The sequence below is a fragment of the Vibrio atypicus genome, assembly GCF_009811315.1.
Taxonomy (GTDB): Bacteria; Pseudomonadota; Gammaproteobacteria; order Enterobacterales; family Vibrionaceae; genus Vibrio; species Vibrio atypicus.
The window spans coordinates 383,946-406,053 of sequence record NZ_BLID01000004.1 but is presented as its reverse complement, the minus strand read 5'-3'; the positions used below and the strand labels follow the sequence as shown (position 1 = coordinate 406,053).

Below are 22,108 nucleotides of genomic sequence, written 5' to 3'. Positions count from 1 at the left end.
AACGTGAGCTATGACTAGGAAAAGCTGAATTTCGAGTGAGGAGTGATGATAGGAAAGAGACAAAAAACAACGCCCTCAAGTGAGGGCGTTAGAATTGATTAAGCGTTAGGGTGCGGTAAACCACCTAGGCATTCATAAATATTAGGTAAGAATGCGCTGAATTCACCACACATTAAAGAGAAGTCTGCGTCAAAGCGAGCAGCTTGGTCTTCACGTGGGATGTCATCGTTTTGATCTTTAAGCTCATCAGAAAACTTCAGGCGTTTGATGCTGCCATCTTCTGCCAGAATACATTCGATGCGTTCTTGCCACCAAATTGCCAGCTTCGTCACCATCTTGTCTGCTTCGATGTGACTGCGAATTTCATCGGCTGTCAGCTCTTGCTTCTTACAACGGATCACGCCGCCTTCTTCAAGTACTGACTTTAGCTCAGCTTCATCAAGCATCTGAATACCTACTGGCGTTTCACCGGTTTTAACCCACTCAGTCAATGTGGTTTCAATTGGCTTTTCAGGAATCGCTGGCACAACCGGTAGGCTACCCATGGTTTTACGTAGTAGCGCTAGTACATCTTCAGCTTTTTTCGAGCTGCTGGCATCGACTAAAATGAAGCCTTCTTTTGGCAAAATTAGCACGTAAGTGTGGCTGCTGCGGCTAAATGCACGTGGTAAGAGATCCATCACGATGTCATCTTTTAGGTTGTCTTTCTCTTTCTTTTTCAGAGGACGGCCTTCTTGCGCTTCCATCGTTTCGATTTTGGCATTCAATGAGTCTTTAATCACTGATGCTGGTAGCATTTTTTCTTCTTTCTTAGCACAAACTAGAATGCGGTTTTCAGACACGTGAGTCATCATGTCACCATGCTTACCCATTGCTGTCACCCAGCCGAATTTTTGCTTATCTTGGCTACCACATGGCGTAAAACGAAACTCAGCCAGTTGTTTTTCTAGTTGGTCAGCGTTGAATTCAATTTCACGGTTGAAGCGATAAACCAGACAGTTTTTAAACCACATACTCTTTCTCTATACCTGAAGTTTGGTTGCCAATAATAAAGACTTTTGATCGTCTTGTCTTATTGCATACACACAATAGTGGAATGAAAGTTATATGAAAATTTGTTTTCAAAGGTCACAAAAGTGTCATAATTGCTAGTGATAATGCTTAGCGTTGCGCTAGGGGATTGACCCTAAATAATTCAATTAACTCAAAGGTTATTCAATTATGTCGAGAAGGATTCTGGTTGTTGAAGATGAAGCACCAATTCGTGAAATGCTGTGCTTTGTTCTTGAACAAAAAGGTTACCAAGCGGTAGAAGCTGAAGACTACGATTCTGCAGTGACGAAACTTGCTGAACCCTTCCCAGATCTAGTGTTGCTAGATTGGATGTTACCCGGTGGTAGTGGTATCAACTTCATTAAACATATGAAGCGCGAAGAACTGACGCGAAATATTCCTGTGGTGATGTTGACTGCTCGTGGTGAAGAAGAAGATAAAGTGCGCGGCTTAGAAGTGGGTGCGGACGATTACATTACTAAACCATTTTCACCGAAAGAGTTGGTCGCTCGTCTCAAAGCGGTAATCCGTCGTGTGACTCCAACGGCACTGGAAGATGTGATTGATGTACAAGGCTTAAAATTGGATCCGGTATCACACCGTGTGACAGCAAATGATGGTCCACTAGATATGGGACCGACTGAATTTAAGATGCTGCACTTTTTCATGACACACCAAGAGCGTGTATACAGTCGTGAGCAGCTGTTAAACAATGTATGGGGCACTAACGTTTACGTTGAAGATCGTACCGTTGATGTTCATATTCGTCGCTTACGCAAAGCGTTAGAAGCGGCAGGTCACGACAAGTTGATTCAAACTGTGCGTGGTGCAGGCTATCGTTTCTCAACTAAAGCCTAAGCGAACGTTGAGAGACTAAAACGGAGTTCTAGGTGGTAGAGCGGTTAACTTGGAAAAAGCTAGCCTGGGAGCTGGCTTTTTTTTACACCCCATGGGTTATTGTTGGGTGGATCTTTGGTTATATGCCGTGGTTGCTTTTGGCAGCCACGGTTTTGCAGCTTGTTTGGCATTTACATAATCAAATGCGTTTATCTACGTGGTTATGGGATGAAAAACGCCTCACACCGCCGTCCGGCAGTGGTAACTGGGAGTCTCTGTTCAACGGTATTTACCGACTGCAGCAGCGTCAGCGTAAAAAGCGTAAAGAGCTCACCAACCTTATCCGCCGTTTTCGCAATGGTGCAGAATCGCTGCCCGATGCTGTCGTCGTATTTCGTAGCGAAGGTAATATTGTTTGGTGCAATAAATTGGCTCAACATTTGTTGGGTTTCCGTTGGCCAGATGATTCCGGTCAACCAATCTCTAATCTGATTCGTACACCAGATTTTATCAAATATCTCAACAAGCAAGATTTCTCAGAGCCGCTAGAAATGCGTTCACCATTGAACGTAGAGCGCATGCTTGAGTTGCGTATCGTACCTTATACGGAGGGGGAGCACCTGATGGTGGTGCGTGATGTGACTCAGCTTAAGCAGCTTGAGGGCATGCGACGTAACTTTTTCGCCAACGTTTCTCATGAACTTCGTACACCAATGACGGTTCTACAAGGTTATCTAGAGATGACAGAAGACCCAGATATGGTTGTTGGGCCTATGTGGCCAAAAGCGCATGGCGTGATGACAGAGCAGCTCAACCGTATGAACAGCTTGGTAAATCAACTTCTGACTTTATCTAAGATTGAAGCTGCGCCGATGCATGAACTGGAAGAAGTGGTGAACGTGCCTGCGATGCTAGAAGTTCTAGAAAAAGAGGCGGCTAGCTTGAGTGGAGAGCAAAACCATAAACTTCATTTTGATGTTGATTCTCGCTTGCGTGTATTCGCTGATGAAGACCAACTGCGTAGTGCGATTTCTAACTTGGTGTACAACGCGGTGAAATATACCCCAGCAGGAGCCGAAATATATGTTCGTTGGTATCAAGATAACCAAGGTGCATGTTTAGAGGTCGAAGACAAAGGTGATGGCATTGAGCCTCAGCATCTTCATCGATTGACGGAGCGTTTCTATCGTGTAGATAAAGCGCGCTCGCGAGATACCGGCGGTAGCGGCCTTGGTTTGGCCATTGTGAAGCACGCATTGACTCACCATGACTCTCATTTGGATATATACAGCGAAGTTGGCGTTGGTAGTAAGTTCTCATTTGTATTGCCACCTCGATTAGTGGTCAGCTAATGAAGTTAATGCTCACTACGCTTTTTTCCTCTCTAGTAATTAACTTTTCAGTTAACGCGAATGATTTGGCTGATTATCGTAAAGTCCCCGGGATTACCGGCACATTAACCAGCGTTGGCTCAGATACGTTAGCGGGAATGACAACACTATGGGTAGAAGAGTTTAAGCAGCTTTATCCGAGTGTGAATGGTCAGGTACAAGCTTCGGGTTCTTCGACAGCGCCTCCGGCTTTGACGGAACGAACCGCGCAGTTTGGCCCTATGAGTCGACCAATGCGTAATCGCGAGATTGAAGCATTTGAACGTCAGCATGGTTATAAACCGACTGAGTTAAGGGTTGCGATTGATGCTATTGGTATTTTTGTTCATCGCGATAATCCAATCAAAGGTTTAAATTTTGCGCAGTTAGACAGTATTTTTTCGTCGACAATGCGCTGTGGAGCCACGACGCCGATACTGACTTGGGCTGAATTAGGCTTGGATTATCAATGGGCCAAACGCAGCATCCAACTGTTTGGCCGCAACTCTGTATCAGGGACTTACGGTTATTTTAAAAATAATGCGCTTTGTGGCGGCGATTTTAAAAATAGCGTCAATGAGCAGCCGGGGTCGGCATCGGTCGTGCAGTCAGTTGCTTCTGCCGTCAATACCATTGGTTATTCTGGAGTGGGTTATCAAGTTTCTGGTGTTAAGCTACTGCCTATTGCTAAACAGGGTGATGACTATGTGCAAGCGAGCCAAAAGAACATCCTTTCTGGTAAGTACCCACTATCGCGTTACCTCTATGTATACGTAAATAAGCATCCATCAAAGCCGCTATCACCGATAGAGCGTGAGTTCATTCGCTTTATTTTTTCGGCTCAAGGTCAAGAGCTCGTAGAAAAAGATGGCTATATTCCAATCTCTCCGGCACTTGCTCAGCATGAACTGGAAAAAGTCGGTATTGCCATAAAATAGAAGCGGGTACTGTTCTAGTTAGAAGTGCAGTTCCCATTCTGCCGAGCGCCAATACTCTTGCTCTGTTGTTAAGTCCGCATGGAGCAGTTTATTGTTATCTAACCAATTTTCTTCATCACAAGTGAGTGCCCACTTATCACCATCAATAGAGAGGGTGAGTTCAGGTAGCGGCTCATCGCTGCGTTGACCATGCAATAGAATCGCTAAGCGCAATAGCCGAATTAATCCTACTATCTGCTTTCTCTTGAATAGTGTTAGCTCTTCCATCTCATGTAGTTTGAGCGCTTTTCGTTGGAATCGAACCAACATAGCCAAAACACCTTGCTGCTCACGGTTGAAGCCCGGCATGTAGGTGTGTTTTAAAATATAAGCTGAGTGGCGGTGGAAGGCTTGTAAGCTGATGCTGAGCCCGACTTCATGCAGCAGCGCACTCCATTCCAACAAATCAAACAGCTCTGATTTGGGTTTAATTCCTAATTGCGCATGAACTTGTTCTAGAAATGCTTTAGCTTGCCCTTTTACTCGAGCGGCATGTTCGAGATCGACCAGGTGTTTGCTGGCTAGGTTTTCAGTTGTTCGCATGCGAATGTCTGCGCGCTTGAACCCGTCTTCCATTTCAAACAGCAAGCCCTCACGTAAAGCTCCTTCGGAAAAGTGCATTTCGGTTAATTTAAGGTCTTTGAATATAGCGCAAAGAATGGCAACACCAGCAGCAAAAACCGGCTGGCGCTCTGGTGCCAATCCGGGCAAATCAATCTCTTCAATTGTTGGCCATTCACAGAGCTTATTGACCAGCTTTTCCAGTCGCTTGGCAGTAACAATACCATCAGCGTAACCAAGCCCAATTAATACTTCGCGGATTGCTTTAATCGTCCCTGAAGAGCCAAAGGCAATGTCCCAGCCTTTTTTCTTATAACGTGATGCGATGGATTCAAGTTTTTGTTCTGCGGCTAGAATGGCCTTAGTAAAATTCGTTTGGGACAACTTCCCATTGGCGAAAAAGCGTTTGGTATAACTGACGCAGCCCATCTGCTTACTATTAATCAGGCTAGGTTCGAAACCATGACCGATGATCATTTCTGTACTGCCGCCACCAATATCGACCACGAGCTTAGAGTCTGATTCTGGTTGAGTGTGAGCTACGCCAAGGTAGATTAAGCGAGCTTCTTCAACTCCGGGAATGATCTCTATGGGAAACGGTAATATTTCGCGGGCGCGCTGCAAGAAGATATGGGCATTGTTCGCTTGGCGTAACGTATGAGTCGCTGCAATTCGAACATTGTGCTCTTCGAAGCCTTGAATACGTTCGGCAAACATAGCAAGGCATTCTAAGCCGCGTTCAATCGCGGCGTTGTCGAGATTCTTTTGTCCGTCTAAACCTGAGGCAAGACGGACTCTTTGCTTGTGACGACTGACAAGTTGTAAATCTTGGTCAACGACGCGTGCGACGACCATATGGAAGCTGTTCGATCCAAGGTCTATGGCGGCGACATCACGTATTTCCGACGTTTGAGTCATAGCTCTCTGACTGCTCTTTACGTTTTTGATGATTACGATGCTTTGTTTGTTTTTCTACATTTTTAAGATAGTCATAAATGGCGAGTTGTGAACGTACTTTTTTGCGATTACCGCGAGGTACGTAGGTGTTGCTCATCTCTTTGTCTATCCTGCGTGCTTTTACTGTATCGGTAAAATGAATATTAATGATATCAATAATGCGCTGTTTAAGACGTGAGTCACGGACTGGGACACCAACTTCAATTCGGTGGTCAATATTGCGCTTCATCCAATCAGCTGAAGAGAGGTAGACCAGAGGATCGCCATCATTGTGGGTGATAATAACGCGCGGGTGCTCAAGGAATCGATCCACGATACTGATGATGGAGATGTTGTCGCTGATGTTTTCAATCCCCGGAACGAGTGAACACATGCCGCGAATGATCATACGAACTTTTACCCCAGCGCTGCTCGCTTCATAGAGTTTATTGATCAACTCTTTGTCGACGAGATTGTTGGCTTTTAGGGTTAAACTGGCTTTTTTACCTAGCTTAGCGTTAGCAATTTCATTTTCAATCAGCTGAGAGAGCTGTTGGCGAGAGTTACTCGGTGAAACGATCAGTAAATCAAAGCTTACCGGTCTATAAGGGTTTTCGATATACCCAAAGACATTACGTACTTCATTTGTTACTTCCGGATCCGCGGTAAGCAGTGAGAAATCGGTATATATACGAGCGTTCTTCTCGTGGAAATTACCGGTGCCAATATGCGCATAGCGAACGATTTCTTCACCTTCTCGTCGGCTAATGAGTAAAAGCTTAGAGTGGATCTTTAGACCCGGTGCACCAAAAATGACGTGGACACCTGCTTCAGTAAGAACTCGAGACCACTCAATATTGGCTTCCTCATCAAATCGTGCTTGAAGCTCGACGACGACAGTCACGCTCTTACCATTGTGTACAGCATCAATCAGTGAGTTCATCAATCGAGAGTCGCTAGCAACACGATAAATATTAATCTTGATGTTGATTACTTTAGGGTCGAATGATGCTTGGCGGACCAGCTCACTAATATGTTCAAAGGTGTGATAAGGGCAATAGAGCAAAATGTCTTGTGCTTTAATTGCATCAAACTTATTTGCGTAGCCTTCAAAATCGGCACACTTCATCGGAGGAAGCGGTTTGTTCTCTAGGTAGTCTCGACCTACGTTTGGGAAGCCAATGAAGTCTTTAAAATTATGATAACGTCCACCTGGGATCAAACTGTCATAGTGAGAGACACCTAGCTTATTACATAAGAAATCGAGCATCTCTTTTGGCATGTCACGTTCATAAACAAAGCGTACTGGCATTGCCGTTAAGCGCTGATTGACCCCTTCAGACATCTGTTCAAGTAGGCTATGGTCAACTTCGAAGTTGAGGTCATATTCCGCATCTCGGGTCATCTTCATCGCGTAACCGTTCAGTTCGTCATAGTCAAAGAAGCCGCGAAAGAGTTCATCAAGGCAATAGCGAATGATGTTATCAAGTAGGATGATGGTTTTACGACGTTTGCCTTTTTGTTCGGGCACCATGACAAATCGTGGTAAGTGATCGGTCGGAATTTCAATTAATGCGTATTGGTTGGTGAGTTCTTTTTTGAGTTCAACAGCGATGTAAGCATATTCATCCTTTAAGAACTGCAATACGTCGATGTCATCACGCATTAGGAGTGGAGTGATGTGTGGTAGAACTTCTTTACGAAAATACTTTCTTACCCACTTTTGTTGGGCGTCACTCAATTGAGTTTCATTCACTAAAAAGATGCGATGGCGCGCCATATGACGAATTAACTCAGGATAGAGTTCATCGAAACGTTCGTTAAGCTTGAGTGCTTTTGTCTGCATTTTTGTCAGCAGGTGTTTGGAATTGTCGTTCTTTCCGTGTTTCTGGTTGATTAAAATTTGGCGTTTAACTCCGGCAAATCTTACTTTGTAGAACTCATCCAAGTTATTGGAAAATATACCTAAAAAACGAATTCTCTCAATCAGAGGGACGCTTTTGTCTGCGGCTTCTTGTAGTACTCGCTCATTAAAGGATAACCAGCTAAGTTCCTTCTCGATATACAACTTTTCTGAGCTCATAATTCCACCTTATTGACCTAACTAACCATCGTTTTAGGACATATTCCATCCAATTAAGCATAAGCAAAGTAAGATCTTAGTATGACACTTTTATTGCACTTTTTTATTGCATTGTTTTCAGCGGTTTAGTGCGAACTGTAATATAATTGTCACCTAATGGACATATTATACGTCTGGGGAAATTTAACTAAGTGGGACAAATGGGCAAAGCCGAATTTTCATTACGAGAGCGTGATAGAAAGCGATTGATTAAAGATCGCCTCGTTCGGCTTGCGGTATCAACCGGCGGAGTCGGCGTATTGGCGGCTTTAGTGTTGATCTTTGTTTACTTGGCGATGATGGTGCTTCCGTTGTTTGCTGATGCACATTTAACCCCAGATGTTGCTGAAAAAAATATTAATAGCTCTCAAGCTGTCGCTCTGGGCATCGATGATTATGGTGAGCACGCGTATGTGATCTCTCAACGCGGTCAGATTGCGTTTTGGCAGCTTAACTCAGAGTCGAGCGCGCCCGAGAAGCGTGTTGTCTTGGGGAGTGATTTTCAGCTATTTGCACGTAGCGTTGCGTCTAGTGGTTGGTTTGGTTTTGCCACTGAGTCGGGCGATGTGACTCTATTTCGCCCGCAAATGAATAGCACTTTACAGGGCCAACAACGTGTTTTTTCTCCGCGAGTCGAGAAATACCCAGAAACCTTATCTTTTGATAGCAACGCTTCTTTAACACAGTTTAGTTTTGCGTTAAATCAGGGCTGGACTATCGCTGGTGCTTTTTCTGATAATTCTGTTCAGATCACTTGGAAAGATGACATTGGCTTAAAGCGCAGTTATCAGTTTAATCAGCCTTTTCAGCATCTTGATCAGCTTTTGCTGACACCGGATGGTAAAACTCTGTATTTACGCAGTGGTTCTGAGTTAGTGATTGCTAAGAAAACCGCTGATTCCTTTACAGTGCGTGAAATCGTGGATCTGAGTTTGGGCCAAGAAAAGCACGCAGTCACAGACATCAAGCTGTTGAGCGGAGCGTATTCGCTACTAGTGAGTCATAAAGATGGTCTGGTTTCGCAATGGTTTGATGTATTGAATGATGGAGTGAGAAGCTTCACCCATATTCGAGAATTTAAGCTCGCTTCTGAATTGCAGTTCTTACTTCCAGAGACTTATCGAAAAGGCTTTTATAGCTTTTACATTAACGGCACGGTTCAAAGCCATTACACCACGAGTGAAAAACTGGTGATGTTTAATCGAGCTTACGATAAAGCGCCTTCTTTGGCGGCCATGTCAAACAATGAAAAGTATCTTATTGCGTTGGCTGGAGATAAGCTAACGCTTGCTAAAATTGATAATCCATTTCCTGAGGTTTCACTCTCTTCGCTTTGGCAAAAAGTATGGTATGAAAGCTATCCAGAGCCGGAATATGTATGGCAAACCACTTCTGGTAATGATCAGTTTGAAGCTAAGTTCAGTCTGGTGCCAATCGCCTTTGGTACTTTAAAAGCCGCCGCATTTGCAATGTTGTTTGCTGTTCCTATTGCGGTGTTTGGCGCGATTTATACCGCGTACTTTATGACAGCGAGCATGCGCCGTGTGGTTAAGCCTTCCATTGAGTTAATGGAAGCACTCCCTACAGTGATCATTGGCTTTTTAGCAGGTCTCTGGTTTGCACCGATTGTGGAGCGTCATTTAGCATCAGTGATTGCATTGATGCTGTTCTTACCTATTTCGACCATTGTTGTGGGGGCCATCTGGCATAAATTGCCGAAAGCTTGGGTAGGACGCTTTCCAAATGGTTGGCACGCTGTGATTTTAATGCCCGTGATTGCATTACTTGCTGTCGGAATTTTATCCCAAAGTGGCAATATCGAGCAGTGGTTCTTCGCGGGTGATGTTCGAGTTTTTCTCGCTGAGCAGGGAATCGATTTCGATCAGCGAAATGCGCTGGTGGTCGGTTTCGCTATGGGCTTTGCGGTGATTCCTACCATTTTTACTATCGCAGAAGATGCGATTTTCTCTGTGCCTAAACATTTGTCTGACGGTTCACTGGCTTTGGGAGCAACCCCTTGGCAAACATTGATTCATGTCGTACTACTAACCGCGAGCCCAGGTATTTTTTCAGCCATTATGATGGGATTGGGCCGGGCAGTGGGAGAAACCATGATCGTCTTGATGGCGACAGGCAATACACCGATCATGGACTGGAATATCTTGGAAGGGATGCGCACTTTGTCTGCGACCATTGCTGTTGAGATGCCAGAGTCTGAAGTGGGCAGCTCTCATTACCGAATTTTGTTCCTGGCTGCGTTGATATTGCTTGTCTTTACGTTTGCAGTGAACTCAGTCGCGGAATGGGTGCGACAAAGGCTGAGAGAGAAGTACCGTGCACTATAAATTGAAGACGTTAATAGGAAATTATTGTGTTTAAGTGGCTCAAATCAGGGGCACCATGGATATGGTTAACAGGCGGTGCTGTGAGCATCAGCCTGCTTTCTGTACTTGGGCTATTGCTGTTGATTGGCTGGAAAGGGCTCTCTTACTTTTGGCCTGCGCCTTTATATCAATGGCAAACTGAGGAAGGTTCTACCTTGGTTGGTCAGCTGTATGCAGAAGAGTACGTACCAATCAGCCACTTGAAAGAGATGGACATTACACTGCCGCCAGAAGTCATAGATAAAGGGTTGGTTAAGCGTCTCAGTATCAAAGTGGCTAACCGAGATATCTATCCTGCAGATTTTATTTCGATTCTAGAGGTTGATGTGTTGAGTCGAAGTAAACCTCAAGGTTGGGCTGTGGTTGAGCGTACTCGAGGTGGTGATTTTTATGGCGTACCTCAGGGCTATTATCAAGATTCTGGTGACGTGACGAGTGACTTTCATTCTGAGATGACACGTGCCTTGGCCTTCGCAAATACGTTGCGTGATGAAATTGATAGGTTGGTGAGTAAACAGATTCGTGTTCTGAGTTCTCAAGCAGAGCAACTTAGATTAGAAAAACGCAGACGTGAACTTAATGGAAATTTAGATCAAGCCTTTATCACACGTTATGACACTCAAACCAATATCATTAGCCAGCAGTTGATTGATATGGAAGCACAGTTGGATACGCTAAGAGCGCAACTGACAGAGCAAGGTTTGTTAATTGCTGATGTGTCAGGGGCTGTGCATAAAGTACCGTTGAGCCATATTCTTGATATTTGGTATCCAAACCAGATGTCGATACTGGATAAGTTTGTTCAATGGGGTAAGCAGGCGTGGAAGTTTTTGTCTGACGACCCGCGAGAATCAAACTCAGAAGGCGGTGTTTTTCCAGCCATGTTTGGCACCGTTCTTATGGTGCTTATCATGTCGATTATCGTGATGCCACTTGGGGTGATCGCTGCCATTTACTTACATGAATACGCTAAAAATAACGCCTTTACGCGAATTATCCGTGTTGCGGTGATTAACCTCGCGGGGGTGCCTTCGATTGTTTATGGTGTGTTTGGCTTAGGCTTTTTCGTTTACACCTTAGGTGGCTCTATTGACTCGCTGTTTTATGCAGAGCGATTACCTGCGCCAACATTTGGCACTCCAGGTCTGTTATGGTCAGCATTAACGTTAGCGGTATTAACATTGCCAGTGGTTATCGTTGCGACTGAAGAAGGTCTTACCCGAATTCCTAGCTCAGTGCGTCATGGCTCACTCGCATTAGGAGCCACTCAGTTTGAAACCATGTGGCGAATTGTTCTGCCAATGGCCAGCCCGGCGATTATTACGGGGCTTATTTTGGCGGTTGCGAGAGCGGCGGGAGAAGTGGCGCCATTAATGCTAGTCGGCGTTGTTAAGCTTGCTTCGACGCTTCCAGTTGATAGCCAGTTTCCGTTTTTGCATTTAGAACGTAAGTTTATGCATTTAGGCTTTCATATCTATGATGTTGGCTTTCAAACAACTAATATTGAAAGTGCCAGACCATTGGTTTATGCCACTTCATTTTTACTGGTGACTGTAATTATTGGCTTAAACTTAACCGCCATCAGCATTCGTAATAACTTACGAGAGAAATACCGAACTTTGGGGCAAGATTAAAGATGTTTTCCGTTGATCAAACTTTGGGTTATCCACCTCCGCTAGATGTCAGCAATTTGACTGATGATCAAACGGCGATTGCTATCGAGGGGCTCAATCTGTTTTATCAAAACAGTCAGGCCTTGAGTGATATTTCGATGCGTATTCCTAAAGGGCAGGTGACGGCATTCATCGGTCCATCAGGGTGTGGTAAGTCAACACTATTGCGCTGTATTAACCGTATGAACGACTTAGTTGAAGGGTGTTCTGTCTCTGGCAAAGTAAAGCTGCATAACAAAAACGTTTACGATCCTGATGTCGATGTTGCGACTTTACGTCGCAGAGTGGGGATGGTGTTTCAAAGGCCAAACCCGTTCCCAAAATCGATTTATGAGAACGTCGTTTATGGCCTGCGTTTGCAAGGTATTAAAAACAGTCGAGTTTTAGATGATTCCGTTGAACGTTCTTTGCGAGCCGCGGCTTTGTGGGATGAGGTTAAAGATCGTTTACACGAGAATGCGTTTGGTCTATCTGGGGGGCAACAGCAAAGATTGGTCATTGCTCGAGCCATTGCAATCGAGCCAGAGGTTTTGCTTCTCGATGAGCCCACATCCGCACTTGACCCAATTTCAACGTTAACGATTGAAGAGCTGATCAACGATCTTAAAACCAAATATACGGTTGCCATTGTTACTCACAACATGCAACAGGCAGCGAGGGTCAGTGACCACACAGCCTTTATACACATGGGTAAGTTGATCGAGTACTCAGATACGGATTCAATTTTTACCTCGCCATTGAAAAAGCAGACGGAAGACTATATTACAGGTAGATATGGTTAGGTTTGTTCGTCATATTTGAAACTGTAGCGGCGTTAAGTGCGATATTTCATCCTAATTACATAGACGAGCTATGCTCATAGGGCTGAAACCTCTTGTTGGCTTGCTAAAGCTCCAACTATTCAGAACAAGGGCAGTTTTGTACTTATTCAGTATGTGATTTTTTCTATATATCCCCAAAAAGAGAATAACTTTATTTATGAATTTTGGACGCCATATTTCAGGCCAGTTTAATGTCGAATTAGAGTCGATCCGTACTCATGTCTTAACCATGGGCGGCTTGGTTGAGCAGCAGTTATCTTTTGCGATGCAAGCGCTGCACAAAGAAGATATTGAGTTGGCGAGAAAGGTAGTTCGAGATGATCATAAAGTGAATTCAATGGAAGTTTCTATTGATGAAGCTTGCACTCGTATTATTGCTAAACGTCAGCCTACCGCCAAAGATCTGCGTTTGATTATGGCAATCATTAAAACGATTACAGATCTTGAACGTATCGGTGATGTTGCAACTAAAATAGCCAAAGTAGCCATTGAAAGTCCATCCTCAAAAGAGCGTCAATTTCAAGTCTCACTAGAACCGCTTTGTCGCCAAGCCATTGCTATGCTTCACCAAGTACTTGATGCGTTTGCTCGTATGGATGTAGATGCGGCCGCAGAAGTATACAAGCTTGATGATAAAATTGATGCAGAATACGAAGCGGTTATTCGCCAGTTGATGACATATATGATGGAAGACCCAAAGAACATTCCAAATATTCTTCAGGTCATGTGGTCAGCGAGAGCAATTGAACGAGTTGGCGATCGTTGTCAAAACATTTGCGAATACATCATCTATTTCGTTAAAGGGAAAGATGTACGCCACTTAGGTGAGCAAAGTATTGATGACGCTTTGCGTTAAAAATGGAGTACAACACCGCTTGACAACATTGCCGACCAGTTAGTGCCGAATAAGGTTTTGTCCTGGTCGATATAATTGATGTCTGCACCTAAGCGAAAACCAACATTATCATTGACAAACACGACCCAAGAGCCTGAAACACTCGCTCCTTTTCCTTCCGCACTTCGAGATTTATCTGGCCAAATGTAGTCACGATGACCTTCGTAGTGAACGACGCCCGCTTCAAGTTGCAGCGCCATTTTCATTGGGTTGTCAACGAGCTGATATTGCCCACCAATGCGATAAGTCGTAAGTTTATCTTCGTCGAGTAAGATTTCTGCTTCAGTATGAGAGTAGCTAACATAGAGTGCGTCCAAACCAAGTACATCAGCGACGCCAAGTTGTAAACCTAGGCCAGAGATACCAGAGCCAACATATGGGCCCATTTTGATTTCTGGTGAAACGTGGATATTTGCAGCGTTAGCTGCGAAGCTAGAAAGTGTTAGAGCAATAAGGGCAAGCTTTTTCATATTATTTCTCACTAGTTGTTAACCCTTCCTGGTGTCTGTTTTCCTTAGGCTTTTATAGTAAATAGTTTGTTTGATAAGCAGAAATTAGTATCAGTTATCTGGGTTATAATCACTGGTTATTAGTGCTTTTAGGATGTGCACTAGAACGAGATTCTTCCACCAATGGTCCAGTTAATATCGGTTTCTTTCATTCCGTAATAAGTACCATTTGGAGAGAAAGCAGAAATTTGAGCGTATGGGTAAACTTTCCAAATTGGTCGCATAGGCCCGATGGAAAGCTCCAATTCATTCGCCTGACCTTGGTTGAAGTCGACCATGTCTGATTTATCTTGTGCGTAGTGATATTCATATTTACCAGACACATACAGGTGCTCAAAATATCTTGCTAGAGAGATATAGCCTGAATATTTATTAGCGTTGTCGACTGTGATCCAGGTGAAACCATTGCGCACATATTCATTGGTGATACCAAATTTAGCGGCATATTTTTCAAAGTAGCGAGTCGCTGACAGTTCAACAAAATGGGTATGTGTTTTTACACCATCAATACCAAGCATTTCGTCAACCAACCAGTCATTTTCCAATCCATACTCGTAGTACGCATTCACTTTCCATTGAGGAGTAAGGAATGTGTGATAGCCAAGTCCTATACCGACCCATTCATCAGTGTCGCCACCAATAAAAAGGTAGGTGTTGTCTGTGACTGAGGCTGTTACTCCGAGTTCTAAGACATCCTTTTCAATAGATAGATCGATCCCAGCTATTGCTGAAGTGCAGAGCATCATTGCGCTGCAAGCAACCGAAATATTTTTCATTTTTTTACCTAAAGGATGAGCTCCCGATTTACTCGGGAGCTGAAGAGGAATTATTTGTTTAGTCGAGCGCGTATAGCATCGCGAACAGAGTTTCGGTCAATATCTTGACCTGGTTTTTCGATTGAAGGAGATATTCCTCCATTGACAGTATCGCCACCAATGTAGAATCCGCCACCATTGTGGAAGACGAAATAGTTACCAGCATGTTCGCCAGTCGTAATCAGTCGAACTGTGAACGTATTTCCGTTGCTGTCTTCTACCGTGAACTCGTTGTCCGCTCCGATATGCTTAATTATGGTAAATTCGTTGCCATCAACGTCAGTAATTTTGTCACCATTGATAACATAGCTAGTGAGAGGGCCTGTATCAATTGAAGGTAATTCTGGTCCCCCCCATACTGGTGGTAAACGGTCTGGTGTGTTGCCGCTGTTGTCCGGGCCACTCCACGTCGGTGGGTTTCGGTCAGGTGTGTTGCCTGTGTCTAGGCCCCAATCAGGAGTGTTATCGATATCCGGGATAGAAGGTGTAGGTAACCCAAAATCTGGGTCAACTGGTTCAGGGCGGTCTGGGTTATTACCTGTATCTAGGCCCCATTCTGGTGAGTTATCGATATCTGGGATTACAGGAACCTGAGGTTGAGGGCGATCTACCACGTAATCGCCGTCGCTTGAACCAGCACTGCCAGAAGAGCTACAACCTGCTAGGACAAATGAGCCTGCAACAACCAAAGCGATAAGAGATTTCTTCATCATAATTATACCCATAGAAGCTAATTAGTAATTGGTTTGCCCAGTTCCTTAGGCAGCCGAGAAGAAACGATGTTTACTCTTCTACGTTATCGTCCTAACGTTTATGGCTAACTGATGTGGGTATAATGAATGATTTGTAGCGAAGCCTCTAATTGCCTATTGTTATTTACTTAATAAGCCTAGCTTATCGAGATGTTTGTTCATTAAGTACCGCGGCTATTTGCTCTGCGATCCAAGTGACAAGAGGGTTACGACGATACTTGCTGTGATAGTAACAAAAGAGCGGAGTGTCCATATAGCTATCATTTACAATGACATCAAGCATTTTAAGGGCAGGAAATTGTTCTATTGGGAATAAATTAGAGTGGGGAATATACATGTCGGTATGCTGAGCAACACTTACAGCAGCCAACGCAAATTCCGAGCGGAAACCTATTTTTGCTTCAAATCCTGCACGTTTCATTATTTCTGCGGCGACGGAAAAGTTGTCGTTCCAGCCAGGGGTGATAATAGAAGCAATTTCATAGCCGACCATATCTTGTGGTGACACAGGGTTAGTTTTGATTGGGTGATCTTTACGAACGATTATCTTCCCTGTTAGTACTGCAACTTTCTGCTCGTAGACGTTAAGCATGGCATCTTGCTCATAACCAATACCTATAAGCACCTGATCTCGCTGAATATCTTCCATTGTCGCGTGATTCCAGCCAATGAGTTCTAATGTGCAATTAGGTGCTTGCTCTTTGATTCGATGGAATAGTGAACCAGAAAGGCAGGTTAAAACGATAGGAGAAACGGCAATTTTTATAGGGTAGTTAATTTCTTTAGGATCAAATAGATCGGATTTGTTTAGTTCTGAGGCGAGCCCGTCTAGTAAAGGTGTAATTGATGTTGCCAATTGTTCTGCAAAGGGGGTGGCTGTAAGGCCTTTAGGTACCTTTACAAACAGCTCATCACCAAAGTGATTCCGTAGTTTTTGCAGTGCCTGACTGATTGCAGGTTGTGAGACAAAAAGGCGCTGGGATGCTTTGCGCATGTTGAGTTCTTGCGATAACACCAGAAAAGTGCGCAGTAGATTAAGATCTAAACTGTAAAACAGATCCTTTGCCATGAATTGTCCTAATACTTCAAAGTGGTAACTATTTGTTCTTCCAGAGAAGAACAAATATACATTGCTTTATGATTTACAGATAGCGTTAAGCACTTTTTTAATTGCATCTGGATTTGTCACAGGAACAACAAAATCGTCGAGCTGCTTCGTTCCCATTTTTGCTTGATTAGCGACCAGCCTCATCTGGCTAGAGCGTGTTGTTTTTCCTGAAAGGTGGACTTCTTTTACACCTGTTTGGTGGACGATATCAGCCACATTTTCATGCGTTAAACCTGCACCAGCCATGATGGAAATACGCCCATCAGCCAATCGAACCATGTGTGCAAGAGTCTCAACGCCTTGCTCAACATTGGGCGCTAAGCCGGAGGTAAGAATTCGCTCACAGCCTAAGTTAGCCGCATCTTCAATTGCTTGTTCGTAGTTTGCGCACTGGTCTATCGCACGGTGGAACGTCACACCTAAATTATAGAGCTGCGCTTTTTCGACAATTTGAGTTGCGAGTGGCATGTCAATATCGCCATCAGCGGTTAACACACCAAACACAATGCCTTGTAAGCCTGCTTCGGCGACCGCTTCAATATCTAAAAGCATGGCATCAATATCATCTTGGTCATAAAGAAAGTCACCTTGACGAGGGCGAATCATGGCGTAGACAGGAATGGTCGATATTTCAGCGGATTTTCTCATGAAACCGCAACTTGGTGTAAGTCCACCGAGTGCCAGTGAAGAGCAGAGTTCAATACGCGTTGCTCCACCTTTAATCGCTAGGTGAAGAGACTCTAAATTGTCGATACAGACTTCGATGTGGTAGTTCATGACGATACTCAATGTGGTCGTAATTGAGTTTATCTTAGCCTTTGGTTAACGATGTTATTAGGGTAAAACTTATCAATTCAGTTTCCCTAAAAACAAAAACCTCGGCAACATGGCCGAGGTTTAAAAAAGTCACTGGTGAACAGAGCGAAATTAGGCTGCGTCTTCTTGCTGATCGTCTGCTGAATCTTCAACAGCTTCAACTTTTTTGGCTTTCTTTGGTGCTGGCTTCCGCTTAGCACCCAGCGCATAGAGCACTTCTTCTTTGTTTTGTGCTAGGAACATGGCTAAGTCTTCTTTCTTGCCTTCGTCTTCTAGCAGGTCACTTTTATCGAGTAGCTCGAATAGCTCATCAGCCATATCAAGCATTTTGTCATATGCGTCAGCTTCCGCTTTAGAGGTAAAAGTCATTTTCTCTTCTCCATTGCGTTCTACCACGTACTTGACGATAACAGCCATGGTGTTAGTCCTCTAGTCAAAATTTGCCAAAATAATTACTGGCTGTTTATACAGTTTTTAACCAATTAAGTCTAGGCGAGCGGCTTATTATGGGATCTAAGTGGCTACTCTTTGTTCCTTTGTGGATTAAGTCTCAGCTACTTTTGCCATTGGTAGCAAAACTCAATAAAGGCTTTTAACAGTGGGCTTTGGTATTTCTCTTTGTGTACCAGTAACCAATAGCGTCTTTTCATGTCGAGCGGTAGCTGTATCTCGACAACTCGACCATCTTTTATAGCTGGTTCAGCGGAGAGTTTTGACAGACAACCTAAACCTAGACCCGCAGAAACGCTATTGATCAGAGCTTCTGTGGTGTTGAGTTGGAAGGATTCATGCCAATGCTCAAGGCGTGGCGCGATGACTCTTAGAAAGAACTCTTTGGAGCCCGATCCCGCCTCGCGCAATATCCATTCACTGTTTTCAAGATCGCCTACCGCCCACTGCTGTTGAGTTGCTAGTGGGGAGTTAGGCGCACAAATTACACACATCTCATCTTCGCTGAACTGAGTAGAAATCAGTTGTGGGTGCAGAGTTTTACCCTCAATTAAGGCCAGGTCGAGTTCGTAGTCGATCAGCTTTTCGCAGATCAACGCGGAGTTTGAGATAAACAAGCTCTGCGATTTATGCTGAGTTTGATGACGAAAGTCACTGAGCAGATAAGGTGCGACTTGATTGCCGATTGTATCACTGGCCCCAATTTTCAGATCGCCCGATAGGGTCTGGTCGTTATCAAATAACTGCTCAATGTTTTGTGCTCGCTCAATAAGCTCATCGGCTAAAGGGAGTAACTTCTGGCCCTCTTGATTGAGAATAAGCCGGTTATTAACCCGGTCAAATAGAGAGTGGCCAATCTGCTTCTCAAGTTCTGACAGCGCCATACTGACTGCCGCTTTAGATAAAAACAGCGCCTCAGAGGCCGATGTAAGCGTCTCGTGTTGAGTGATAGTGATGAAAACTTTTAGTTGTTTCAGCGAGATATTGGCTGCCATATTATTCGTTAAGTTTAGTTGAACGACTGTTTTAAATAATTAGATAGTTTCGAACAAATAGCAAGCGTAGACTGCAAGCATAGAAACAAGATTGTGAGGCAGAGATGATTAAAACAGCAAAAGCAAAAGTGATGGGTGCTCCGACTCCTATGGCGGGCTTAGCGTTAGGTATCGCAAGCCTTGGCTGGTGTTGGGAGAACTTTGCAACCTTAAACGGGGTTGGCCAATGGAGTGGCGCAGTCATCGCGAGTGTTCTTTTGAGTATTCTGGCGGTTAAATTTCTTTTTCATCGCCATTTGCTACAACAAGATCTGGCTCACCCAGTGGTGGGGAGTGTTGTACCTACGTTTGCGATGGGGACTATGGTGGTCTCGAACTCGTTAGGTAATTTTTTTCCTATAGCAGGGGATGTATTGTGGCTGTTTGCCGTGGCGTTGCACATCATCTTCTTAGTGAGCTTTTTGTATCACCGAGCAAAAGAGTTTGAATTGCACCATATGGTACCGAGTTGGTTTGTACCACCAGTGGGTATTATCGTAGCGGATGTCTCTTTTTCGGGGAATCCAGCGTTAAGTATGGTTGCTAACGGCGCGCTTATTTTTGGTATGGTCGCGTATGCCGTCATGCTGCCGATGATGATCTATCGTTTTATGTTTACTCATGAAGTCCCTGATGCAGCAAAACCAACACTTGCGATCTTAGCAGCACCAGCAAGTCTATCTTTAGCAGGCTACCTGACTGTTGCGGCGAATCCATCGCCTGTCATCATTGGGGTTTTGTTTGGTATTGCTGTGTTAATGACAGCTATTATCTACCTTGCTTTCTTTAAACTGCTTAGATTGCCATTTAGCCCAGGCTATGCAGCGTTTACCTTCCCTATGGTGATCGGTTCAACTGCACTCTTTAAGTTGGCGAGTTGGATGGACAGTGTCGGAATTGCTGCTGAGTATGTTCAGCAAGTACATTGGTTAGCAGGCTTTGAACTGATTATCGCGACTGTGGTGGTAGGTTATGTCGCAATGCGTTACCTAGCGTTTTATCGCCCAGTCAGTCAAACCTTCGGTCTAGCTTCGCACTAACGTAAACCTTGCTCTCTTAGCCGCTTGTACAAGGTATTGCGGCTAATATTCAAATTCTTTGCGGTCGCAGAAACATTGCGACCGCTTTGTTCATATACTTCCAACCAATTGTCATCGGGTGGGCTGAGCGAAGTCACCTCGGATAATAGGGTAATATTGTCCCCTTGATGCAGCGGCTGAACAGAATCCTCGGGTTCTAGGTCTTGCAGGAAATCATCGGGCAGGTGTTCAATGGTGATGGTTTGGTTGTCGGCCATGGCCACTGCAATTTGTAATACGCTGACCATTTGACGAATATTCCCTGGCCATGGGTGGTTCTTAAACATGGCAAGAACTTCGAGGCTGATCGACGGTGTTTCATTTTCTAACGCGTATCGAGCTAGTAAAAACTTCACTAACGCTTCTTTATCGGTTCGTTCTCGAAGAGCGGGCAGAGAAAGGTTCAATCCAGTGACTCGATAGTAGAGATCTTGACGAAAGGTACCTCGTTCTACATCTTGTTTAAGATTGCAGTTGGTCGCAGAGACCAATTTAAAATCTACTGGATAAGAGGTGGTGGAGCCAAGCGGTGTGACTTTTCGCTCCTGTAATACGCGCAGCAGTCGAGCCTGCACATTCATTGGCATATCGCCCAACTCATCTAAAAACAGCGTTCCCTTGTCGGCTTTGCGAATAAGGCCGATGTAACCTTTTTGATTCGCTCCAGTGAATGCCCCTTTTTCATAACCAAACAGTTCAGACTCAACTAAATCGGCAGGAATTGCTGCACAGTTCACTGCAATCATCGGCGCGTGTTTTCTTTCACTGGATAGGTGAAGAGCGTTGACGAACACCTCTTTACCCACACCAGTTTCTCCGTGAATTAAGATCGGGATATCGGTGTTTAGTATGCGGCTCGCTTGGTTAATGGCTTTTGCAAGTCGTGCATCGCCCATGTTTAATCGTTCTAATGTCAGCGGAGCTTTCGCATCTTCTGTATTGGTTTTTGGCGTAGATTGCCGGTAATCAATTTGGCGTCCTTGTGCGACCTTTGGCGGAGTGATGATGCCAAAAAAGCTAAATTGAGAGTGGGTACTAATTGAGACCGGTATATAAGGTGGGTGAGAAAGCAACTGCTCAAGTTTGATATCAAAGATTTGATCAACCCTTTGCAGAGCTAGATCTTGACCAAGTACGACTTCGGCTCGTCGGTTGGCAGAGATAATCATGCCATGTTCATTGAATACGATTAGCGAAGACCATTGGCTATCGATATTTTCAGCCGAGGTGTTAAACCACATCAAGTGATGATCACGATGAAATTGCGAGGCGATCAATTGATTTTCTATCGCTTGAGACATCAATTTCACCATGCCCAATGTATGGGAGGTTGGCATATAGGCGTCACTTGAAATGGAGAGTACGCCTGCAACTTTTCTATCCGCATCAAACAACGGAGCAGCAGATCCCGTCATAAATCGATTGGATGTTAGAAAGTGTTCATCGTGAAAAACTTGAACGATAGAGCCTGTTTCTAGAGCTGTTCCGATGGCATTCGTACCAATTAAGCTTTCCTGCCAATGCACCCCATTTTGAAACACTTGTGGCTGCCGCTGAGAAAAGAAGCGTTGCTCCCCCCAACTGTTTAACACTTGCCCATTGGGGTTGGCTAACGTGATAAGACAGTTACTGTTGGCTAATAAACTGTCGTAAAAGGGCAGAACTTTTTGCTGTGTGGTGGTAATCAGTCCAGAGTGCTCCTCGAGCGTATGACCAAACGAAGCCCCTGTCTCCATTTCTATAATGGGGTTGCTATTGTGCACTAAGCCCGCTTCTCGGCATCGTTGCCAAGATTTCTCAATCATTGATAGGTGTTTCTTGTCCATAATATCGGCCAATTACAAGCAAAAAGTAGAGTTAAGTAATTATTCTAATTGTTCGAATGTGAACGTTAATGTTCATATTCGAGCAATTAA

19 protein-coding genes are annotated in these 22,108 nt (G+C 44.3%); 8 read left to right on the top strand and 11 right to left on the bottom strand.

Features of this window, described 5'->3' with window-relative positions:
- Window positions 1-98: 98 nt before the first annotated feature.
- Window positions 99-1,013 carry a recombination-associated protein RdgC gene (gene rdgC, locus GVO60_RS11345; RefSeq protein WP_159654055.1) on the bottom strand — a complete coding sequence of 305 codons (915 nt, stop codon included), beginning with the start codon at window positions 1,011-1,013 and terminating at the stop codon, window positions 99-101.
- A gap of 208 nt (window positions 1,014-1,221) precedes the next feature.
- Between rdgC and phoB the strand changes: the two genes are divergently transcribed.
- The 3 genes from phoB to GVO60_RS11330 are packed head-to-tail and all read left to right on the top strand — an operon-like array spanning window position 1,222 to window position 4,198.
- Window positions 1,222-1,911 carry a phosphate regulon transcriptional regulator PhoB gene (phoB, locus tag GVO60_RS11340; RefSeq protein WP_159654053.1) on the top strand — a complete coding sequence of 230 codons (690 nt, stop codon included), beginning with the start codon at window positions 1,222-1,224 and terminating at the stop codon, window positions 1,909-1,911.
- Window positions 1,912-1,943: 32 nt separating this feature from the next.
- Window positions 1,944-3,242 carry a phosphate regulon sensor histidine kinase PhoR gene (gene phoR, locus GVO60_RS11335; protein WP_159654050.1) on the top strand — a complete coding sequence of 433 codons (1,299 nt, stop codon included), beginning with the start codon at window positions 1,944-1,946 and terminating at the stop codon, window positions 3,240-3,242.
- Entirely contained in the window at window positions 3,242-4,198 is a 957-nt protein-coding gene (locus tag GVO60_RS11330; RefSeq protein ID WP_159654047.1) for a PstS family phosphate ABC transporter substrate-binding protein, read from the top strand. Before phoR ends, GVO60_RS11330 begins: the two co-directional genes overlap by 1 nt.
- Before the next feature lie 18 nt (window positions 4,199-4,216).
- Here GVO60_RS11330 and ppx read toward each other — a convergent pair whose 3' ends face one another.
- The gene (ppx, locus tag GVO60_RS11325; RefSeq protein WP_159654045.1) at window positions 4,217-5,716 is read right to left on the bottom strand and encodes an exopolyphosphatase; all 1,500 of its coding nucleotides are present in this window, start codon (window positions 5,714-5,716) and stop codon (window positions 4,217-4,219) included.
- Window positions 5,691-7,817, bottom strand: coding sequence for a polyphosphate kinase 1 (gene ppk1, locus GVO60_RS11320; RefSeq protein ID WP_159654043.1), 2,127 nt, complete (start codon window positions 7,815-7,817; stop codon window positions 5,691-5,693). Before ppk1 ends, ppx begins: the two co-directional genes overlap by 26 nt.
- A gap of 200 nt (window positions 7,818-8,017) precedes the next feature.
- On the opposite strand from ppk1, the gene GVO60_RS11315 reads away from it, so the two are divergent.
- The 4 genes from GVO60_RS11315 to phoU all read left to right on the top strand — a co-directional run bounded on the left by GVO60_RS11315 (window position 8,018) and on the right by phoU (window position 13,590).
- Window positions 8,018-10,201: an ABC transporter permease subunit gene (locus tag GVO60_RS11315; protein WP_159654040.1), complete on the top strand. Its 2,184-nt coding sequence runs from the start codon at window positions 8,018-8,020 to the stop codon at window positions 10,199-10,201.
- 26 nt (window positions 10,202-10,227) lie between these two features.
- Window positions 10,228-11,874, top strand: a complete 1,647-nt coding sequence (gene pstA / locus GVO60_RS11310; protein WP_159654037.1) for a phosphate ABC transporter permease PstA — start codon at window positions 10,228-10,230, stop codon at window positions 11,872-11,874.
- A gap of 2 nt (window positions 11,875-11,876) precedes the next feature.
- Entirely contained in the window at window positions 11,877-12,695 is an 819-nt protein-coding gene (gene pstB / locus GVO60_RS11305) for a phosphate ABC transporter ATP-binding protein PstB (RefSeq protein WP_159654034.1), read from the top strand.
- A gap of 196 nt (window positions 12,696-12,891) precedes the next feature.
- Window positions 12,892-13,590 carry a phosphate signaling complex protein PhoU gene (phoU, locus tag GVO60_RS11300; RefSeq protein WP_159654032.1) on the top strand — a complete coding sequence of 233 codons (699 nt, stop codon included), beginning with the start codon at window positions 12,892-12,894 and terminating at the stop codon, window positions 13,588-13,590.
- Here the strand turns inward: phoU and GVO60_RS11295 are convergent.
- From GVO60_RS11295 to GVO60_RS11265, 7 genes are all read right to left on the bottom strand, one after another.
- Window positions 13,587-14,099 (bottom strand): hypothetical protein, encoded by a 513-nt coding sequence (locus tag GVO60_RS11295; protein WP_159654030.1) that lies wholly within the window; start codon window positions 14,097-14,099, stop codon window positions 13,587-13,589. The two genes, phoU and GVO60_RS11295, sit on opposite strands and share 4 nt — an antisense overlap.
- 140 nt (window positions 14,100-14,239) lie before the next feature.
- Window positions 14,240-14,914, bottom strand: a complete 675-nt coding sequence (locus GVO60_RS11290; RefSeq protein ID WP_159654027.1) for a hypothetical protein — start codon at window positions 14,912-14,914, stop codon at window positions 14,240-14,242.
- Between the two features lie 50 nt (window positions 14,915-14,964).
- Window positions 14,965-15,666, bottom strand: coding sequence for a hypothetical protein (locus GVO60_RS11285; RefSeq protein ID WP_225874924.1), 702 nt, complete (start codon window positions 15,664-15,666; stop codon window positions 14,965-14,967).
- Window positions 15,667-15,847: 181 nt separating this feature from the next.
- Complete coding sequence (locus GVO60_RS11280) at window positions 15,848-16,774, bottom strand: LysR family transcriptional regulator (RefSeq protein ID WP_159654025.1); 927 nt, start codon at window positions 16,772-16,774, stop codon at window positions 15,848-15,850.
- A gap of 66 nt (window positions 16,775-16,840) precedes the next feature.
- Entirely contained in the window at window positions 16,841-17,590 is a 750-nt protein-coding gene (locus tag GVO60_RS11275; protein ID WP_159653992.1) for a copper homeostasis protein CutC, read from the bottom strand.
- A gap of 150 nt (window positions 17,591-17,740) precedes the next feature.
- Complete coding sequence (locus tag GVO60_RS11270) at window positions 17,741-18,046, bottom strand: YebG family protein (protein WP_159653990.1); 306 nt, start codon at window positions 18,044-18,046, stop codon at window positions 17,741-17,743.
- A 137-nt stretch (window positions 18,047-18,183) separates the two neighbouring features.
- Window positions 18,184-19,074 carry a LysR substrate-binding domain-containing protein gene (locus GVO60_RS11265; protein ID WP_159653987.1) on the bottom strand — a complete coding sequence of 297 codons (891 nt, stop codon included), beginning with the start codon at window positions 19,072-19,074 and terminating at the stop codon, window positions 18,184-18,186.
- Between the two features lie 104 nt (window positions 19,075-19,178).
- Between GVO60_RS11265 and GVO60_RS11260 the strand changes: the two genes are divergently transcribed.
- Complete coding sequence (locus GVO60_RS11260) at window positions 19,179-20,153, top strand: TDT family transporter (RefSeq protein WP_159653985.1); 975 nt, start codon at window positions 19,179-19,181, stop codon at window positions 20,151-20,153.
- Here GVO60_RS11260 and GVO60_RS11255 read toward each other — a convergent pair.
- The gene (locus GVO60_RS11255) at window positions 20,150-22,018 is read right to left on the bottom strand and encodes a sigma-54-dependent Fis family transcriptional regulator (protein ID WP_159653983.1); all 1,869 of its coding nucleotides are present in this window, start codon (window positions 22,016-22,018) and stop codon (window positions 20,150-20,152) included. The genes GVO60_RS11260 and GVO60_RS11255 overlap by 4 nt on opposite strands.
- Window positions 22,019-22,108 lie beyond the last annotated feature (90 nt).

What these genes read in the sequence shown, in the direction of transcription:
- rdgC (WP_159654055.1), bottom strand. Translation starts at nt 1,013, where the DNA reads ATGTGGTTTAAAAACTGTCTGGTTTATCGCTTCAACCGTGAAATTGAA.
- phoB (WP_159654053.1), top strand. Translation starts at nt 1,222, where the DNA reads ATGTCGAGAAGGATTCTGGTTGTTGAAGATGAAGCACCAATTCGTGAA.
- GVO60_RS11330 (WP_159654047.1), top strand. Translation starts at nt 3,242, where the DNA reads ATGAAGTTAATGCTCACTACGCTTTTTTCCTCTCTAGTAATTAACTTT.
- ppx (WP_159654045.1), bottom strand. Translation starts at nt 5,716, where the DNA reads ATGACTCAAACGTCGGAAATACGTGATGTCGCCGCCATAGACCTTGGA.
- ppk1 (WP_159654043.1), bottom strand. Translation starts at nt 7,817, where the DNA reads ATGAGCTCAGAAAAGTTGTATATCGAGAAGGAACTTAGCTGGTTATCC.
- GVO60_RS11315 (WP_159654040.1), top strand. Translation starts at nt 8,018, where the DNA reads ATGGGCAAAGCCGAATTTTCATTACGAGAGCGTGATAGAAAGCGATTG.
- pstB (WP_159654034.1), top strand. Translation starts at nt 11,877, where the DNA reads ATGTTTTCCGTTGATCAAACTTTGGGTTATCCACCTCCGCTAGATGTC.
- phoU (WP_159654032.1), top strand. Translation starts at nt 12,892, where the DNA reads ATGAATTTTGGACGCCATATTTCAGGCCAGTTTAATGTCGAATTAGAG.
- GVO60_RS11295 (WP_159654030.1), bottom strand. Translation starts at nt 14,099, where the DNA reads ATGAAAAAGCTTGCCCTTATTGCTCTAACACTTTCTAGCTTCGCAGCT.
- GVO60_RS11290 (WP_159654027.1), bottom strand. Translation starts at nt 14,914, where the DNA reads ATGAAAAATATTTCGGTTGCTTGCAGCGCAATGATGCTCTGCACTTCA.
- GVO60_RS11285 (WP_225874924.1), bottom strand. Translation starts at nt 15,666, where the DNA reads ATGATGAAGAAATCTCTTATCGCTTTGGTTGTTGCAGGCTCATTTGTC.
- GVO60_RS11280 (WP_159654025.1), bottom strand. Translation starts at nt 16,774, where the DNA reads ATGGCAAAGGATCTGTTTTACAGTTTAGATCTTAATCTACTGCGCACT.
- GVO60_RS11275 (WP_159653992.1), bottom strand. Translation starts at nt 17,590, where the DNA reads ATGAACTACCACATCGAAGTCTGTATCGACAATTTAGAGTCTCTTCAC.
- GVO60_RS11270 (WP_159653990.1), bottom strand. Translation starts at nt 18,046, where the DNA reads ATGGCTGTTATCGTCAAGTACGTGGTAGAACGCAATGGAGAAGAGAAA.
- GVO60_RS11265 (WP_159653987.1), bottom strand. Translation starts at nt 19,074, where the DNA reads ATGGCAGCCAATATCTCGCTGAAACAACTAAAAGTTTTCATCACTATC.
- GVO60_RS11260 (WP_159653985.1), top strand. Translation starts at nt 19,179, where the DNA reads ATGATTAAAACAGCAAAAGCAAAAGTGATGGGTGCTCCGACTCCTATG.
- GVO60_RS11255 (WP_159653983.1), bottom strand. Translation starts at nt 22,018, where the DNA reads ATGGACAAGAAACACCTATCAATGATTGAGAAATCTTGGCAACGATGC.